Here is an 18119-nt window from a genome sequence, read left to right on the forward strand (position 1 = left end):
GAGCGGGCCGACGAAGCGCTCACGCGGCGACCGCCTCCTCGGCGAGGCCCGTCGCGGTCAGCCGCAGCACGCGGTCGGTGCGCGCGGCGGCGGCGCGGGAATGCGTGACGAGAAGTCCGATCGCGCCGGCGCTGCGCAGGCTGCCGAGCAGCAGTTCGAGCACGTCGGCGGCGCGCTCGGCGTCGAGGTTGCCGGTCGGCTCGTCGGCGAGCACCAGCGTCGGCCGATGCACCAGCGCGCGGGCGATCGCGACACGCTGCATCTCGCCGCCGGACAAATGCCGTGGCCAGTCGTCGGCACGCTCGGCGAGCCCGACCTGGGCGAGCATCGCGACCGCTCGCTCGCGCGCTTCCGCGGCGGCGCAGTCGAGCAGCCACAGCGGCAGCGCGACGTTCTGCGCGAGCGTCAGGTGCGGCAGCAGGTGAAACGCCTGGAACACGAAACCGTAGCTGCGACGCCGCAGCCGCGCGAACGCGTCGTCGTCGAGCGCGACGAGCTCGGTGCCGTCGAGCCGGATGCTGCCTGCATCGACCGCTTCGAGCCCGGCGATGCAGTTCAGGAGCGTCGACTTGCCGACGCCGGATTCCCCCATGATCGCGACGCATTCGCCCGGCGCGAGCCGCAGCGACACGTGCGAGAAAAGCGCCCGCCCGGTTTGCCCGTTGAAGCGTTTCGCCAGCCCGTCGAGTTCCAGCATCGGTTCAGCGTCTCCTCGGTGCGAAAAATGCCGCCCACGCGGCTCGCATGCAGCCTCGAACAATAATCCGAACGGCGGTGCTTGTCGCCCTGCTGCGACGCTCGGTTCAACCTATTAACCGGCAGGCAAATACCGTTCGGGCTGAGCTCTTCGACAAGCTCAGGACAGGTTGTGTCGAAGGGCTTTCGATGCGACAACTGCGGTTTCAAGGTTCAACACGCAACGCGGGAGTGAGTCGACGCCGAACACCGGAAGGCGCCGCGCCGATCGCGTATACTCCCGGCGCCCCGCCATGCCCGTCGATCACTACGAGAACTTTCCTGTCGCGTCGCTGCTGCTTCCGGCCCGTTTGCGCGAGCCGGTGGAAGCCATTTACGCGTTCGCGCGCAGCGCCGACGACATCGCCGACGAAGGCGACGCACCGGGGGTCGTGCGGCTCGCGCGGCTCAACGACTACCGCCTCGAACTCGACGCGATCGGACGCGGCGCGCCGGCTCGCGATGCCGGGCTCGCGCAGATGTTCGAACGCCTCGGCCGCAACATCCGCGCCCACGCGCTGCCGCTGCCGCTGTTCCGCGACCTCCTCGACGCGTTCAGCCAGGACGTCGGCAAGACACGCTACGCCGATTTCGCTGAGCTCGCCGACTATTGCCGCCGCTCGGCGAACCCGGTCGGGCGCCTGCTGCTGCATCTGTACGGCGCGGCAACGCCGGACAACCTGCGGCTGTCGGACAGGATCTGCACGAGCCTGCAGCTGATCAACTTCTGGCAGGACGTCGCGGTCGACTGGGCGAAGCGCCGCATCTACGTGCCGCAGGACGAGCTCGCGCGCTTCGGCGTCGGCGAAGCGGACATCGACGCCGGGCGCTGCGACGAGCGCTGGCGCGCGCTGATGACGTTCGAAGTGCAGCGGGCGCGCGCGACGATGCTCGAAGGCGCGCCGCTCGCGCGCCGCCTGCCGGGGCGCATCGGCTGGGAGCTGCGCCTGATGGTCGCCGGCGGCCTGCGCATCCTCGAACTGATCGAAGCGGCGGACTACGACGTGTTCCGCCGCCGCCCGACGCTCGGCCGCTCCGACTGGCCGCGCCTCGCGTGGCGCGCGCTGCGATATGAAGGAATCGGATGACCCCTCACGAGTACTGCCAGGACCGGGCCGCAAGCGTGGCTTCGCGGCTATCTGCCGCCACCGATCACCACGACTGGACACCCATCGCCCCATGACCCCTCACGAGTACTGCCAGGACCGGGCCGCGCGCATGGATTCGCGGCTATTCGCTGCCAGCAATCGACAAGACTGGACAGGCATCGCCCCATGACCCCTCACGAGTACTGCCAGGACCGCGCCGCGAAGAGCGGTTCCAGCTTCTATTACAGCTTCCTGTTCCTGCCGCCCGAGCGGCGGCAGGCGATCATCGCGCTGTATGCGTTCTGCCGCGAGGTCGACGACGTCGTCGATGAGTGCAACGACGTGCAGGTCGCGCAGAACAAGCTCGACTGGTGGCGCCAGGAGATCGCCCGCGTATATGCCGGCAACCCGAGCCATCCGGTCGGGCTCGCGCTGAAGGACGTGCTGGGCCGCTTCAACCTGCCGCGCGAGCAGATGTTCGAAGTCATCGACGGCATGGAGATGGACCTGCGCCAGACGCGCTACCTCGATTTCAAGGGGCTGCAGCTGTACTGCTACCGCGCGGCGAGCGTCGTCGGCCTGCTCGCGGCCGAGATCTTCGGCTACCAGGACCGCCAGACGCTGAAGTACGCGCACGACCTGGGCATCGCGCTGCAGCTCACGAACATCATCCGCGACGTCGGCGAGGACGCGCGGCGCGGGCGGATCTACCTGCCGATCGAGGACCTGCAGCGCTTCAAAGTGCCGGCGAGCCAGATCCTCGAAGGCCGCAGCGGCGACAACTTCCGCGCGCTGATGGAGTTCCAGGCCGAACGCGCGCGCACGTTCTACCACCAGGCGTTCGAGCACCTGCCGGCGGTCGATCGCAAGGCGCAGCGGCCGGGCCTCGTGATGGCGGCGATCTATCGCACGCTGCTCGACGAGATCGCGCGCGACGGCTTCCAGGTGCTCGACCGGCGCACGTCGCTGACGCCGGTGAGAAAGCTGTGGATCGCCGGGTCGACGTGGGTGCGGGCATGACGCGCGGCGCGGCCGAACCGGCAACGGGCGCAGCGTGACGCAACCGGTCGCGATCATCGGCGCCGGCTACGCGGGCCTCGCGTGCGCCGTCGAGCTCGCACGGCGGCACGTGCCGGTGACGGTGTTCGAGCGTTCGCACACGCTGGGCGGGCGCGCGCGGGTCGTCGCGAAAGACGGCTGGCGCATCGATAACGGCCAGCACATCCTGATCGGTGCGTACACCGAACTGACGCGCCTGCTGCGCCTGACCGGCGGCTCGCCGAAGCTGCTCGAACATCTGCCGCTGACGCTGCACACGCCCGGGCACCTGCACCTGCAGGCGGCCCGGCTGCCGGCGCCGCTCCATCTGGCGGTCGGGCTGCTGCGCGCGAGCGGGCTCGGCTGGGCGGACCGGCTCGCGATGCTGCGGCTGATGCGCGTCCTCAAAAAACAGCGTTTCCGCGTCGCCGCGCAGCTGACGGTCGAGCGACTGCTGCGCGACACGCGCCAGCCCGAGCGGCTGACGCGCCTGGTGTGGGAACCGCTGTGCGTCGCGGCGCTGAACACGCCGATTGCCGAAGCGTCGGCGCAGGTCTTCGCGAGCGTGCTGCGCGACAGCCTCGCCGCGGGCGCTTCGGCGAGCGAACTGCTGATCCCGCGCGTCGACCTGTCGGAGCTTTTCCCGGTGCCGGCGGCGCGCTATCTCGCAGTGCGGCGCGGCAAGCTGCGTACCGGCACCGCCGTCGAGGCGATCCGGCCGGTCGCCGGCGGATTCCGTCTCGACGGGGATCCGGCCGACCAGCGCTACGCGCACGTCGTCGTCGCCGCCGCGCCACATCATGCCGGCGCGTTGCTCGCCCCGCTCGACGGCTGCGACCGCCTCGCGGCGACGATCGATGCGCTGCCGAGCGAACCGATCACGACCGTGTACCTCGCGCTCGGCGAGCCGCTGCGACTCGCGCACGCGATGATCGGCCTCGCCGACGGCCCCGCGCAATGGGCGTTCGACCGCGGCCGGCTCGGCGGCCCGGCCGGCCTGATCGCGTGCGTGATCAGCACGCACGGTGAACACGAAGCGCTGTCGCGCGAAGCGCTCACGCTCGCAGTGCATGCGCAGCTCGAACGCCAGCTGCAACGCCGTCTGCCGGCAGCCGAATGGTCGCAAGTCATCACCGAGAAACGCGCGACGTTCGCCTGTCGCCCCGGCCTCACCCGCCCCGGCCCGCAAACGCCGATCGCCGGCCTGTGGCTCGCCGGCGACTATCTCGACGCGGACTATCCCGCGACGCTCGAATCGGCAGTGCGCTCCGGCGTCGCGACCGCGGCGCGCGTGCTGCAGGCGCTCGAGCCGCCGGCCTCGGTCCCCAAGCGAACCGCTATTGACGGGGCATCCCCACGCCGTTCGGGCTGAGCCCTTCGGCCTCGCTCAGGACCGGCCTGTCGAAGCCTTGGCAGCCAAGCACCGTTCGGGCTGAGCCTGTCGAAGCCCTGGCAGCGCCCTTCGACGAGCTCAGGGCGAACGGTCGCTCCAGCGTACGTCAGGATCGTCGCAGCGGAGCCGATCAGATCGGAAACAATGGCGCCATGTTGGTCGCCTCAACCTGGGATCGGCCCGAGTGCCTCGACCGCAGCCTGCAGTTCCTGCGTCACCGCGAGGAGGTCGCTTACGAGCTTCGGATCCACGTCGAAACTGCCTTCGTACTCGGCAAGATTACGTTTGCCATGGCAGAGATCAAGGACGCGCCATTTGGCGGGCGCAAAGCCGATGGAGTGCGGCAGCGTCTGGAAGACCAGGTAGCGATTCTCGGACCGGTAGCCGTGCCAGCGCAGCGCCGCGAGCGCCAGAGCATGCGCGGCGTTGTATGCGAGATCGAAAGCGCTCTCGAGGCCCAGCGTCGGCGTGCGCGCATCGAGCAGCTTGCGCTTCGCGGATCGGACGAGGCCGTCGAATTCGGCTTGGTTCGGCGGCTCGATCTTGAGCCCGCCTTTGCTCACCTTGGCGAGGTTATCCAGCGGGGAGCTCATGCTCGCCTCCTATCAGAAAAATTTTCGGTTGCGCGAGCACCCGTAGAACGAAGTTGTTTCCCGCGCGGATCTTCTCGGTGAGTTCGGCCCGCGTGTAGAGCGTCGGGTTCACCTTGCGCCCGAGCGTCTGCTCGGCCGTCGCCAGGCCTTCGAAAAGATCGGTGTAGCCGAGCTTGTTGGCAACCACCATCAGATCGATGTCGCTCGCAGCGGTATCGGTGCCTTTGGCGACCGACCCGAACACGAAGGCGAGCGCGATGCACTCGGCGACCGGCGCGAGCGCCGCGCGCAGCACATCGGCGAGCCCGACCGTCTTCAGCACGATCCCACGCAGTTCGGCAAAAACCGGGGACGCGGCATTGGCCTGGTAGTGCTTCTGGTTGCCGACGGCGGTGACGGTCACGAGATCGGCCCCCGCCAACTTCTCCAGCTCACGCTGCAGGGCGCCACGTCCGGTCGCGGTGAGGCGCAGGAGTTCGTTAACGTAGAACGAGCGGTCGGGCTGGCCGAACAGCAAGCCGAGCAAACGTTGCTGCAGGCCCGAGAAGAGCGCATCCGCGACGGAAGTATTTATCATCCCCATAGAAGGGATTGTAATCCCCATAAAGGGGATTTTGTGGACAGGTATTGCAGTACGATGGCCCTGATCGGGACGTCGACATGGCGAAGTACGTGCTGCAGGCGCTGGAGCCCCCGACCTCGGTCCCTGAAGCGAACCGCTATTGACCGGGCAAGCACCCACCGTTCGGGCTGAGCCCTTCGGCCTCGCTCAGGACAGGCCTGTCGAAGCCCCGGCAGCCAAATACCGTTCGGGCTGAGCCTGTCGAAGCCCCGGCAGCGCCCTTCGACGAGTTCAGGGCGAACGGGTGTGACGAGTTCCGGACGAACGGTTGTACTGATTGGCGCGTTAATGGGTTCCCGCGCCGAGCCCGATCGCGGGCTCGCTCAGCGCGCCGTTGTGCATCCGCAAGATCCGCCCGCAGCGGCGCGCCAGCGATTCGTCATGGGTCACGAGGATCAGCGTCGTGCCCGCTTCGCGGTTCAGCGAAAAGATCAGCTCGATGATCGCCTCGCCGGTCGCGGCGTCGAGGTTGCCGGTCGGCTCGTCGGCGAGCAGCAGCCGCGGGCTCGGGGCGAACGCGCGGGCGAGCGCGACGCGCTGCTGCTCGCCGCCGGAAAGATGTTTCGGGTAATGGCGCATGCGCGCCGCCAGGCCGACCCGCGCGAGCCACTGGCGCGCGATGGCGTCGGCATCGTCGGCGCCGGCGAGCTCGAGCGGCAGCATGACGTTTTCAAGCGCGGTCAGCGCCGGCAGCAGCTGGAACGACTGGAACACGAAGCCGACCGACTCGCCGCGCAACGCCGCGCGCGCATCCTCGTCGAGCGAGAAAATGTCGGTGCCCTGGAGACGCACGGTGCCGGCGCTGGGAACATCGAGCCCGGCGAGCAATCCGAGCAGCGTGGATTTGCCGGAGCCGGACGCGCCGACGATCGCGACCGACTCGGCGGCGCCCACGCTGAACGAAACATCCTGCAGAATGCGCAGGACTCCCGCGCCGTCGCCGAGCGGGACGCTTTTGCACAGGCCGGCGACTTCGATCACCGGAACGGAGAACTCCATGCTGCTGCGATCCATCGTGATCTTCTTCTTCGCAATAATGGTTTCAGGCGCTGCGCAGGCGGCAACGATACTGGTGTGGGGCGACAGCCTGTCGGCCGGCTACGGCCTGCGCCCGAAGCAGGACTGGCCCACCCTGCTGCAGACGCGCCTCGAACGCGAAGGGTTCCGCCACACGGTGATCAACGGCAGCGTCAGCGGCCAGACGTCCTCGGGCGGGCGCTCGCGCCTGCCCGCTGCGCTCGAGCGCCACGAACCGGACCTGCTGATCCTCGAACTCGGCGCGAACGACGGCCTGCGCGGCCTGCCGCCGCGCCTGCTGGCCGAGAACCTCGCGGCGATGATCGAGGCCGCGCGCGCCCACGGCACCCGCGTGCTGCTGATCGGCATGCAGATGCCGCCGAATTACGGCCCCCCTTACAGGCAGCGCTTCGAGCAGACTTTCGCCGACGTCGCGCGCGAGCACAACGTGCCGCTGGTGCCGTTCCTGCTCGACGGCTTTGCCGAGCGGCACGAGATGTTCCAGCCCGACGGCATCCACCCGACTGCCGAAGCGCAGCAGCTCATCGTCGACACCGTCTGGAAGCAGCTCGCGCCGATGCTGGAGGGATAGCCGGGGGGCGCGAGCGGCGCCCACGTCGCGCCGCCGATCGCCGTCAAACGATCCGCAGCAGCGGTTCGCCCGCTTCCATGCGGCCGATGACGCGGCCGTCGCTGCCCTGCTCCGCGCGGATCGCCGCGAGCACTTCGTCCACGGCTTCTGGTGCACACGCGATCAGCAGCCCGCCGCTCGTCTGCGGATCGGTGACGAGCTTGCGCTGCCACTCCGGCGCTTCGGGCGCGAAGCGGATCGCGTCGCCGTAGCTCGCCCAGTTGCGCGTCGAAGCGCCAGTCGCGACGCCATCGCGCACGAGGCGCAGCGCCGCGTCGATCGTCGGCAGCTCGCCGAACGCGACGTTCGCCGCGAGCGCCGAACCGCGGCAGATTTCGAGCAGGTGCCCGGCCAGGCCGAAGCCGGTGACATCGGTCACCGCATGCACGCCGTCCATGCCGGCCAAGTGCATCCCGACGCGGTTCAGGAGCGTCGTCCAGTGCACCATCGCGGCATAGTCGGCCTCTTCGAGCAGGCCTTTCTTGAGCCCGGCCGACAGGATGCCGATGCCGAGCGGCTTGGTCAGGATCAGCACGTCGCCGGCTCGGGCGCCGGCGTTGGTCTTGACCTGCGCGGGGTCGACGACGCCGAGGCCGACGAGCCCGTAGATCGGCTCGAGGACGTCGATCGAATGCCCGCCGGCGATCGGGATGCCGGCGTCGCGGCACACCGATGCGCCGCCTTCGAGAATGCGGCCGATGACTTCGGGCGGCAGTTTGTCGATCGGCATGCCGACGATCGCGAGCGCCATGATCGGCCGTCCGCCCATCGCATAGACGTCGGACAGCGCGTTGGTCGCGGCGATGCGGCCGAAATCGTACGGGTCGTCGACGATCGGCGTGAAGAAGTCGGTCGTCGCGACGATCGCCTGGCGGTCGTTGAGGCGATACACCGCGGCGTCGTCGGCAGTCTCGGTGCCGACCAGCAGCTCCGGCGGGACGAGGCCCGCCGGCGCATGCGCGAGCAGCTTCGACAGCACGGCCGGAGCGATTTTGCAGCCACATCCGCCGCCGTGGGAGAATTGCGTGAGTTTGATCTGATCCATGGATTCCAGGGGGAGAAACGGTTGCCCGGCGCACACCGGCGCACCGCGACAACGCATGAAAAAAGGCATTGCGACCGTAGCACAGCTGTCCGCCTTTGACGAGATCATCGACGCCCGCAGCCCGGCCGAATTCGACGAAGACCGCCTTCCCGGCGCGATCAGCTGCCCGGTGCTCGACAACGCGCAGCGGGTTGTCGTCGGCACGATCTACAAGCAGCAGTCGGCGTTCGAGGCGCGGCGCGTCGGCGCGGCGATGGTCGCCGAGAACATCGCGCATCACCTGAGGACGCGCTTTCACGACAAGCCGAAGAACTGGCGGCCGCTGGTGTATTGCTGGCGCGGCGGCCAGCGCAGTGGCGCGTTCGTCACCTGGCTGCGGCTGATCGGCTGGGACGCGTGCCAGCTCGAAGGCGGCTACAAGACGTGGCGCCGCATGGTCGTCGCGGAACTCGAAGCGCTGCCGGCGCGCTTCGACCTGCGCGTCGTGTGCGGCGCGACCGGCAGCGCCAAAACACGCGTCCTCGACGCGCTGGCAAAACTCGGCGCGCAGGTGCTCGATCTCGAGCATCTCGCCGCGCACAAGGGCTCGGTGCTCGGCGCGCTGCCGGACCGCCCGCAGCCGACGCAGAAATCGTTCGAAACCGAACTGTTCCGCAGCTTGCGCGAGCTCGACCCGGCGCGGCCGGTGTTCGTCGAAGCCGAAAGCCGCAAGATCGGCCGCATCCAGGTGCCCGAGGCGCTGATCCGGCAGATGCGCGCGAGCCCGTGCGTCGCGATCGAAGCGAGCCGCGCCGCGCGTCTCGAGTTTCTCGTGCGCGACTACGCGTATCTTGGCGACGACATCGCCGACCTGCAGCAGAAAATCGACTTCCTCAAAGGCCTGCAGAGCAACGAGACGCTCGAACGCTGGAAAGCGCTCGCCGCGGCGCACGACCTGCCGACGCTGTTCGCCGAGTTCATCGAGCTGCACTACGATCCGCTGTACCGCCGCTCGCAGAACAGGAATTTCACCCGTTTTCCGACCGCGCCGGTCTTCGCCAGCGACGACCTGTCGTCGGCCGGCATCGACGCGCTGGCACGGCGGATACTCGCCGCCGCGGCGGCAGAGCAGCCCGAAGCGCCTACGCGGGTGGCCGATCCGGCAACACCGTGATGCCTTGCCCTTTGACGGCGCACACGCGCTGCACGACCGCCGGCCGCGGCCGGGCGACTTCGCCCTGCTCGAACGCGACGATCGTGTAATCGCCGGCGAGGCGTTCGATGAGTTCGCCGGGACGCAGCAGGAATTCCGGGTTGCCGGGCCTGCCGAAGCGCTCGTTGCCGAGCATAAAGGTTTCGTAGATCAGCACGCCGTCGGCGGCGAGGCCGTCGAGCAGCAGTCCGAGGCGCGGCCGGTAGAGATAATTGGTGACGACGATCGCGTCGAAGCACGCGGGCCCGTACGGCCAGTCGCCGCTTTCGAGGTCTGCCTGGGCAACGCTGACGCGCGGCTCGCCGGCGAACGTCGCCAGCGCCGCCGCGTCGCGGTCGACTGCCTCGACCTCCCAGCCGTGGCGGGCCAGCCAGCGCGCATGCCGGCCGCGGCCGCACGCGAAGTCGAGCACGCGCCCGCCGGCGGGGATCAGCGTCGCGAAACGCGCGACCCACGCCGAAGGATCGGCAACGGCTGAATCGGAGGAAGAGCTCATCGGTTTCCTTTCTGTCGGTTTCGGGGCGCGGGCGGCATTGATTCTAGCCGGCACCCCGAGGCATGACGAGGCCTCTTCGGCGACGCGGCCGGTAGCGCGTTCAGAACCCGTTTCGGGCAGTCGACTCGGCCGCCCGTCCGGTTTATGCGTAACAATTCAGGGCAATAGCGCGCCCCGCCCCCGCCGCGGCAGGTAAGATCCGCCGACGAGCGCGGGCCATCCGTAGTTTCGATCCCGACTCACTCCGACGAAAACACTGTGAAAACGTCTCATGAGTCTTTTCCGTCGCGGGCGCGCGGACGTGCCCGGGCGGCACTCGCGGCGGCGCTGATGACTCCCTACCCGCTGCTGGCGCACCCGCCGCTGTTCGCCTCGCCGCTGCCACTGGCGGCGCCGCTCGCCGCCCTGGCGCTGGTGCTTGTCGCGCTGTTCGCCTGGCATGTTTTGCGGCGCCGACCGGCCCCCGCCGAAGGGCGCCGCGTCGCCGGTTTCGATTCCGCCGAACTCGTCGAACTGCTCGACCTGTCGTCGGACTGGCAATGGAAGACCGATGCGCAGCACCGCTATGTCCATATCACCGCCGGCCTGCAGGAGCACTCGCGAATCGACCCGCTCGAATTTCTCGGCCACACGCCTTGGGAACTCGACTGCGGGGACGCGCCCGCACAAAGCGGCGAGGCATGGCGCGAGAGCCTTGCGCAGCACGCGCCGCTGCATCTGACGCTATGCCGTCGCGACAGCACCGGGAAACGCCGCTATCTCGAACTGATCGGATGCGCCGTCCACCGCGACGGAAACTTCGCCGGCTACGACGGCATCGGGCGGGACATCACCGATCGGGTCGAGTCCGAGCAGTCGTTGCGCGAGAACCAGGTGCGCTATCGCGAGCTGATCGAGTCGGTCAACGAGATCATCTTCCGCACCGATGAAAACGGCCGGCTGACGTTCCTGAACCGTGGCTGGGAAACGATCACCGGTTACACGGTGAAGGAGAGCCTCGGCACTGCGCTGGCCGATCACTTCCATCCGGACGACCGCGTCGCCGCCGAGCACCAGATATCGCTGGTCCACCGGCTGGAGCTTCCGGCGTGGACCGCCCAGTTGCGGCTGCTGACGCGAAACGGCGAGATACGCTGGGTCGAGGCGAACGCGCATCGCGTCGACCACGGCAACGAAGACGACCCGGCGCTGCTCGGGCTGGCGGGAACGCTGTTCGACATCTCGGCACGCAAGATCGCCGAGATGACGCTGCGCAATCTCAACCGCGAACTCGAAACCCGGGTGCGCGCCCGCACCGCCGAGCTGGAAGCGGCGAACCGCGAGCTCGAGGCGTTTTCGTATTCGGTGTCCCACGACCTGCGCGCACCGCTGCGCGCGATCGACGGCTTCGCCCGCATCCTCGACGAAGAACTCGGCGATCGCGTCGAGCCGAACGCACGGGAGCATATCGTGCGCATCCGCAACGCCGGCATGCGCATGTCCCACCTCATCGACGACCTGATCAAGCTCGCGCAGCTGGCGCGCCATTCGCTGCACAAGGAAACTTTCGATCTGTCGGAACTCGCGATCCAGATCATCGACGAGCTGCGCCGGAACGAGCCGGAGCGGCGCGTCGAGGTGGAAATAACGCGGGACCTGGTCGTCAGAGCCGACCGCGGACTGATGCAGCTCGTGCTGCAGAACCTGCTCGGCAACGCGTGGAAGTTTTCGTCGCGCAATGCCGTCGCGCACATCTCCCTGACGGCGAGGCGCGATCTCGGCCAGCGGGTGTTCTGCGTCACCGACGACGGCGTCGGCTTCGACATGACGTTCGCGAACAACCTGTTCCGCGCCTTTCACCGCCTGCACTCCGGCATCGATTTTCCGGGCTCCGGGATAGGCCTCGCGACGACCTACCGCATCATCGAACGCCACGGCGGGCAGATCTGGGCGAAATCGAAGCCCGGCGAGGGTGCGAGCTTCTATTTCACGCTCGGCGGATGAAGGTCCGGGCCACCGGGCGTGCTGCGCTGGATTGCGGAAACTCCCGATCGGAATGCCTTGCCAGTTATGTCACAATGGCTCATGGTGCACTGCAGTAAGCTTGCACTCGGCGCAGATTCGACCAGACTGTAACGACTGCAATTCCGGTACTCATCGAAGCATGGCCGACGACGGCTCCCGAGGCTTCGCGACCCATGGCCAGCGGTTACGGACCCTGCATTCAGGCGATAAAAAATGAAAGAGAAGCACTACCTCACTCCCCTGCTCGAACCCAAATCGGTCGGCGTGATCGGCGCGAGCCAGCGTGAAGCGTCGCTCGGCAACGTCGTGATCCGCAACATGCAGAACGCGGGTTTTCGCGGCCGGCTGTTCGCCGTCAACCCGAAGCACGAATCGGTGCTGGGAGTGCCGTGCTACAAATCCGTCGAGGACGTGCCGCACCGGCTCGACCTCGTCGTCATCGCAGTACCTGCCAACCAGGTGCTGTCGGTCGTCGAGAGCTGCGGGCGCGCCGGCGTCAAGGCAGTCATCATCATGTCGACGGGATTTTCCGAAACGGGCGCGCGCGGCGCGCTGCTCGAACGCCACGTCGTCGAAGCCGCGCGTCGCTACCGCATCCGGCTGCTCGGCCCGAACTGCCTCGGCATCATGCGTCCGGTGCTGGGCCTGAACGCGACCTTCGCGCACGTCAGCGCGATCAAGGGCACGATCGGGCTGATCTCGCAGTCCGGGGCGCTGTGCACGTCGATCCTCGACTGGGCCGAACCGAACAACATCGGCTTCTCGGCAGTCGTCTCGCTCGGCTCGTCGAGCGACATCGACTTCGGCGAAGTGCTCGAATACATGATCTCGGACCCGCGCACCGAGAGCATCATCATGTATGTCGAAGGCATCCGCGATGCGCGCCGCTTCATGAGCGCGCTGCGCGGCGCCGCGCGCGTCAAGCCGGTGCTGCTGATCAAGGTCGGGCGCCACCCGGACGTGTCGCGCGCGATCCGCTCGCATTCGGGCTCGATGAGCGGCAACGACGCGGTCTTCGACGCTGCGCTGCGCCGCGCCGGCGTCATCCGCCTGTACAACATGGGGCAGCTGTTCGCCGCGGCGAACGCGCTGTTCTCGCACTTTCGCCCGCGCGGCAACCGCCTCGCGATCGTCACGAATGGCGGCGGGCCCGGCGTCATGGCAGCCGACCGCGCGGCCGACCTCGGCATCCCGCTTTCCGAGTTCGCCGACGGCACGATGGAAAAGCTCAACGCCGCGCTGCCGGCCGGATGGTCGCACGGCAACCCGGTGGACGTCCTCGGCGACGCCGACGTCGAGCGCTATCGCAAGGCCGTTCAGGCGGTGCTCGAAGGGCCCAACGTCGACGGCGTGCTGGTGATGCTGACGCCGCAGGCGAACACCGATCCGACCGCGGTCGCCGAAGCGGTCGTCGAGCTCGAGAAGACTGCCGACAAGCCGGTCGTAACATGCTGGATGGGCGAGCAGCTGGTCGGCCCCGGACGCAAGGCTTTCGAAGCGGCCGGCATCCCGACTTTCCGCACCCCGGAGCCGGCGGTCGAGCTGTTCAGCCACCTGTCGGCGTACTACCGCAACCAGAAGCTGCTGATGCAGACGCCGGCGTCGCTGTCGCACCTCAATCCGCCGAGCGTCGAGAGCGCGCGCCTCGTCATCGAGACCGCGCTGGCCGAGCGCCGCAAAGTGCTCAACTCGATGGAATCGAAAGCGCTGCTCGCGGCGTTCCGCATCCCGATCGCGCAGACCGTCGTCGCGCGCTCGGCGACCGAAGCGATGGTGCTCGCCGAGGAGATCGGCCTGCCGGTGGTGATGAAGATCGACTCGCCGTCGATCATCCACAAGGCCGACTCGGGCGGCGTGCGGCTCAATCTCGGCAGCCTCGCGGCAGTGCGCACCGCGTACCAGGAAATCCTCGAGGAAGTGCGCAAGAACAAGCCCGCCGCGACGATCAACGGCGTCGCGATCGAGCCGATGATCCTCAAGCGCAACGGCCGGGAACTCGTCGTCGGCGTCAAGCGCGATGCGGTGTTCGGCCCGGTGATCACTTTCGGTGAAGGCGGCAACCGCGTCGTCGCGAACCGCGACATGGAAATCGCGCTGCCGCCGCTGAACCACTACCTCGTGCGCGACCTGATCAAGTCGTCGCGCGTGTCGATGCTGCTCGGCGAATTCCGCACGATGCCGCCGGTGAAGATGGAGGCGCTCGAGTTCGTGCTGCTGCGCGTCTCCGAGATGGTCTGCGAACTGCCGTGGATCACCGAGCTCGAGATCAATCCGCTGATCGTCGACGAGAACGGCGCAGTCGCCGTCGACGCGCGCGTGACGGTCGAGAACGTCTCGCCGTCGGTCGATCGCTACGCGCACATGGCGATCCATCCGTATCCGTCGCAGCTGATCACGAAGTGGACGAGTGTCGACGGCACCGAAGTCACGATCCGGCCGATCAAGCCGGAAGACGCCGAGCTCGAAGTCGAGTTCGTGCGCACGCTGTCGGCCGAGACGAAGTACTACCGCTTCATGAACACGATGCGCGAGCTGCCGCCGGCGATGGTCGCGCGGCTGACGCAGATCGACTACGACCGCGAGATGGCGTTCCTCGCGACGATCCAGGAAGACGGCAAGGAAGTCGAGATCGGCGTGTGCCGCTACGCGGTGAATCCGGACGGCGAATCGTGCGAATTCGCGATCGTCGTCGCCGACGCGTGGCAGCGCCACGGCCTCGCGCGCAAGCTGATGGGGATCCTCATCGAGACGGCGCGCAACAAGGGCATCATGTACATGAACGGCGTATTCCTCGCGAACAACGAGCGGATGCTGAAGTTCGTGCAGGGGCTCGGCTTCACGCTGTCGAACGATCCGGAAGACAGCACCGTCAAGATCGGCGTGCTGCCATTGCAGGACTGACCCCCGAAACGCTGCACCCCCCGATCGATCCCGGTTTTCCCGCTCATGCCCGCCTCCATCGAAACAAGCACTTTCCACGATCAACCCGCGCTCGTCCTGCGCACGGCGGGCGGCGCGCACGCGGTCGTCTCGCTGTTCGGCGCCCAGGTGCTGTCCTGGACTCCGGCCGGCGGCAGCGAGTGGCTGTACCTCAGTCCGCAGGCACGCCACGACGGCACTACGCCGATTCGCGGGGGCATTCCGTTGTGCTTTCCGCAGTTCGCTGCGCTCGGCAAGCTGCCGAAGCACGGCCTCGTGCGCACCCGGCCGTGGACGGTCGGCGAGCAGCGCAGCGGCGAGGACTTCGCGCTGGTGACACTGACGACGAGCGAAGACGATGCGAGCTACGCGGCGTGGCCGCAGCGCTTCTCGGCCGAGATCACGGTGATCATCGAAGGCGACCGTCTCGGCGTCGAGTTCGAAGTCGGGAACACGGGCCACGCGCCGTTTGCGTTCACCGCGGCGCTGCACACCTACGTGCGCGTGCGTGAAGTCGAGAATGCGCGCCTCGAAGGCCTGCACGGGCACGAATACCGCGACGCCGCCGACCACGACCGGATCAAGCGCGACAGCGGCGATGCGCTCGTCGTCGACGCCGAAACCGACCGCCTCTATCACGACGTGCAGCGCCCGTTGCTGCTGCGGGACGGCGCGCGCAGCCTCGGCATCAACGTCGAAGGCTTTCCGGACGTCGTCGTGTGGAACCCGTGGGAACAGCGCTGCGCGCAACTGCCCGACATGCCGGCGAACGGCTTCCGCCACATGCTGTGCGTCGAAGCCGCGGCTGCGCGCCGCAGGATCGAGCTCGACGCCGGCGAGCAGTGGTACGGGCGGCAAACGCTGATCGCGCTGTAACGGCGGCAAGAGCCGCGGCCACAGGGGATCGGCGCGGCGCTTGCGGCGGTGCGGCCGCTTGTTGCACCATCGCGTCCTTTGCCCGGCGGCCGCTTGCCGCCTTCTCGGCCCCTATTCGCTCATGCTCCCGCCCATCGAACACCGCATCGCCACCGAACTCGCCGCGCAGCCTCGTCAGGTCATCGCCGCGATCGCCCTCCTCGACGAAGGCGCGACCGTGCCTTTCATCGCGCGCTACCGCAAGGAAGTCACCGGCGGGCTCGACGACACGCAGCTGCGCACGCTCGACGAACGCCTCGGCTACCTGCGCGAACTCGAAGAGCGCCGCGCCACCGTGCTGGCGTCGATCGCCGAGCAGGGCAAGCTGAGCGACGCGCTGCACGCGCAGATCGTGAGCGCCGACACCAAGCAGCGCCTCGAGGACCTGTACCTGCCGTACAAGCAGAAGCGCCGCACGAAAGCGCAGATCGCGCGCGAAGCCGGCATCGAACCGCTTGCGCTCGCGCTGCTCGGCGACGCGACGCTGACGCCGGAAAGCGAAGCGCAGCGTCATCTGAACGCCGACGCCGGCTTCGCCGACACGAAAAGCGTGCTCGACGGCGCGCGCCAGATCCTCATCGAGCGCTTCGCCGAAGACGCCGAGCTGCTCGGCACGCTGCGCACGTGGCTGCAGGAACACGGCCAGGTGAGCTCGGGCGTCGTCGAAGGCAAGGAGCACGACGGCGCGAAGTTCCGCGACTGGTTCGACTTTTGCGAGCCGATCGCCGCGCTGCCGTCGCATCGCGCGCTGGCGCTCCTGCGCGGGCGCAACGAAGGGGTGCTGCGCCTCGCGCTGACTGTCGTCCAGCCGGACCCGGCCGCCCCGCACCCGTGCGAAGGGCGCATCGCCGCGCGCTTCGGCATCCGCGACCAGGGGCGGCCGGCCGACAAGTGGCTGCGCGAGACGGTGCGCTGGGCGTGGAACGTGAAGATTTCGCTGCACCTCGAACTCGAGCTGATGAACGCGCTGCGCGAGCGCGCTGAGGAAGAGGCGATCCGCGTCTTCGCGCGCAACCTGAAAGATCTGCTGCTCGCGGCGCCGGCCGGCGCGCGCACGACGATGGGTCTCGATCCGGGCATCCGTACCGGCGTCAAGGTCGCCGTCATCGACGCCACCGGCAAGCTCGTCGACACCGCGACGATTTACCCGTTCGAGCCGCGCCGCGATCGCGACGGCTCGCTCGCGACGCTCGCGGCGCTGGCGAAAAAGCACGCCGTCGAGCTCGTCGCGATCGGCAACGGCACGGCATCGCGCGAGACCGACAAGCTCGTCGCCGACCTGATGGACGCGGCGCCGCAGCTGCGGCTGACGCGCGTCACGGTGTCCGAAGCCGGGGCGTCGGTGTATTCCGCGTCCGAACTCGCGGCGCGCGAGTTCCCGGATCTCGACGTGTCGCTGCGCGGCGCGGTGTCGATCGCGCGGCGCCTGCAGGATCCGCTCGCCGAGCTCGTCAAGATCGACCCGAAGTCGATCGGCGTCGGCCAGTACCAGCACGACGTCAACCAGTCGCGGCTCGCGAAAAGCCTCGACGCGGTCGTCGAGGATTGCGTCAACGCCGTCGGCGTCGATGTGAATACCGCGTCGCCGGCACTGCTCGCGCGGATTTCGGGGCTCAACGCGACGCTCGCCGGCAACATCGTCGAACATCGCAACGCGAACGGCCCGTTCCGCAGTCGCGATGCGCTCAAGAGCGTGCCGCGACTCGGGCCGAAGACGTTCGAGCTCGCGGCCGGCTTCCTGCGCATCCCGAGCGGCGACAACCCGCTCGATGCGTCCGCGGTGCACCCGGAAGCGTACCCGGTCGTCGAGCGCATCCTCGCGCGCGTCGCGAAGAGCGTGCGCGAGCTGATGGGCAACCCGGCGTTCGTCAAGACGCTGCGCCCGGCCGAATTCACCGACGAGCGCTTCGGCGTGCCGACGGTCCAGGACATCCTCGCCGAGCTGGAAAAACCCGGCCGCGACCCGCGCCCGGAATTTCGCACCGCGACGTTCCGCGAAGGGGTCGAGACGCTCAAGGATCTCGCCCCGGGAATGATGCTCGAAGGCACGGTGACGAACGTCACGAACTTCGGCGCGTTCGTCGACATCGGCGTGCACCAGGACGGGCTCGTGCATATCTCGGCGCTCGCCGAGCGCTTCGTCAAGGATCCGCACAGCGTCGTCAAGGCCGGACAGGTCGTCAAAGTCAAGGTGCTGGAGGTCGACCTGGCGCGCAAGCGCATCGCGCTAACGATGCGCATGAGCGACGAACCGCCGGCCACCGCCGGGGCCAGCGACCCCGCGGCGCGCGGCAGGCACGACGGCGGCTCGCGCCCGGAACGGAACGGCGGGCGCGGCCAGGGTCGCGGCGAAGGACGCAACGACGGACGCGGCACTGCCGGCGGCGCAATGGCCGACGCGCTCGCTCGCGCACTGCGCAAGTAGAATGAG

The 18119-nt window shown here is 68.3% G+C and carries 15 protein-coding genes; 9 read left to right on the forward strand and 6 right to left on the reverse strand.

All coding sequences use genetic code 11. The features are described 5' to 3' along the window. Window positions 1–19 precede the first annotated feature (19 nt). Window positions 20–697, reverse strand: a complete 678-nt coding sequence (locus PA01_01190; protein ID KON80450.1) for an ABC transporter ATP-binding protein — start codon at window positions 695–697, stop codon at window positions 20–22. A 292-nt stretch (window positions 698–989) separates the two neighbouring features. On the opposite strand from PA01_01190, the gene hpnC reads away from it, so the two are divergent. From hpnC to hpnE, 3 genes are all read left to right on the forward strand, one after another. Beyond that, window positions 990–1823, forward strand: a complete 834-nt coding sequence (gene hpnC, locus PA01_01195) for a squalene synthase HpnC (protein KON80451.1) — start codon at window positions 990–992, stop codon at window positions 1821–1823. Between the two features lie 186 nt (window positions 1824–2009). Then, window positions 2010–2843, forward strand: a complete 834-nt coding sequence (gene hpnD / locus PA01_01200) for a presqualene diphosphate synthase HpnD (protein KON80452.1) — start codon at window positions 2010–2012, stop codon at window positions 2841–2843. Between the two features lie 34 nt (window positions 2844–2877). Then, the gene (hpnE, locus tag PA01_01205; GenBank protein ID KON80453.1) at window positions 2878–4233 is read left to right on the forward strand and encodes a hydroxysqualene dehydroxylase HpnE; all 1356 of its coding nucleotides are present in this window, start codon (window positions 2878–2880) and stop codon (window positions 4231–4233) included. A gap of 185 nt (window positions 4234–4418) precedes the next feature. Here the strand turns inward: hpnE and PA01_01210 are convergent, their stop codons facing one another. The 3 genes from PA01_01210 to PA01_01220 all read right to left on the reverse strand — a co-directional run bounded on the left by PA01_01210 (window position 4419) and on the right by PA01_01220 (window position 6483). After that, on the reverse strand, window positions 4419–4847 hold the full coding sequence (locus tag PA01_01210) for a hypothetical protein (GenBank protein ID KON80454.1): 429 nt from the start codon (window positions 4845–4847) through the stop codon (window positions 4419–4421). Next, entirely contained in the window at window positions 4828–5424 is a 597-nt protein-coding gene (locus PA01_01215; protein KON80455.2) for a nucleotidyltransferase domain-containing protein, read from the reverse strand. Before PA01_01215 ends, PA01_01210 begins: the two co-directional genes overlap by 20 nt. A 330-nt stretch (window positions 5425–5754) precedes the next feature. Beyond that, window positions 5755–6483, reverse strand: a complete 729-nt coding sequence (locus tag PA01_01220) for an ABC transporter ATP-binding protein (GenBank protein ID KON80456.1) — start codon at window positions 6481–6483, stop codon at window positions 5755–5757. On the opposite strand from PA01_01220, the gene PA01_01225 reads away from it, so the two are divergent. Continuing rightward, on the forward strand, window positions 6467–7078 hold the full coding sequence (locus tag PA01_01225) for an arylesterase (GenBank protein KON80457.1): 612 nt from the start codon (window positions 6467–6469) through the stop codon (window positions 7076–7078). The two genes, PA01_01220 and PA01_01225, sit on opposite strands and share 17 nt — an antisense overlap. A 43-nt stretch (window positions 7079–7121) precedes the next feature. On the opposite strand, the gene selD is transcribed toward PA01_01225, so the two are convergent. After that, window positions 7122–8162, reverse strand: a complete 1041-nt coding sequence (gene selD / locus PA01_01230; GenBank protein KON80458.1) for a selenide, water dikinase SelD — start codon at window positions 8160–8162, stop codon at window positions 7122–7124. Between the two features lie 55 nt (window positions 8163–8217). Between selD and mnmH the strand changes: the two genes are divergently transcribed. Next, complete coding sequence (gene mnmH / locus PA01_01235; GenBank protein ID KON80459.1) at window positions 8218–9315, forward strand: tRNA 2-selenouridine(34) synthase MnmH; 1098 nt, start codon at window positions 8218–8220, stop codon at window positions 9313–9315. On the opposite strand, the gene PA01_01240 is transcribed toward mnmH, so the two are convergent. After that, window positions 9284–9850: a class I SAM-dependent methyltransferase gene (locus tag PA01_01240; GenBank protein ID KON80460.1), complete on the reverse strand. Its 567-nt coding sequence runs from the start codon at window positions 9848–9850 to the stop codon at window positions 9284–9286. The two genes, mnmH and PA01_01240, sit on opposite strands and share 32 nt — an antisense overlap. A gap of 330 nt (window positions 9851–10180) precedes the next feature. Here PA01_01240 and PA01_01245 point away from each other — a divergent pair, with 330 nt between their 5' ends. The 4 genes from PA01_01245 (at window position 10181) to PA01_01260 (ending at window position 18113) form a co-directional block, all read left to right on the forward strand. Then, window positions 10181–11833 (forward strand): PAS domain S-box protein, encoded by a 1653-nt coding sequence (locus tag PA01_01245; GenBank protein KON82218.2) that lies wholly within the window; start codon window positions 10181–10183, stop codon window positions 11831–11833. Window positions 11834–12067: 234 nt separating this feature from the next. After that, window positions 12068–14755, forward strand: a complete 2688-nt coding sequence (locus tag PA01_01250; GenBank protein ID KON80461.1) for a bifunctional acetate--CoA ligase family protein/GNAT family N-acetyltransferase — start codon at window positions 12068–12070, stop codon at window positions 14753–14755. A gap of 45 nt (window positions 14756–14800) precedes the next feature. Then, a complete protein-coding gene (locus PA01_01255) occupies window positions 14801–15649 on the forward strand; it encodes a D-hexose-6-phosphate mutarotase (GenBank protein KON80462.1) in 849 nt (282 codons plus the stop codon). Between the two features lie 121 nt (window positions 15650–15770). Beyond that, a complete protein-coding gene (locus tag PA01_01260) occupies window positions 15771–18113 on the forward strand; it encodes an RNA-binding transcriptional accessory protein (GenBank protein ID KON80463.1) in 2343 nt (780 codons plus the stop codon). Window positions 18114–18119: the final 6 nt, after the last annotated feature.

Origin of the sequence: Azoarcus sp. PA01, assembly GCA_001274695.2 — a bacterium.
Lineage (GTDB): Bacteria > Pseudomonadota > Gammaproteobacteria > Burkholderiales > Rhodocyclaceae > Aromatoleum.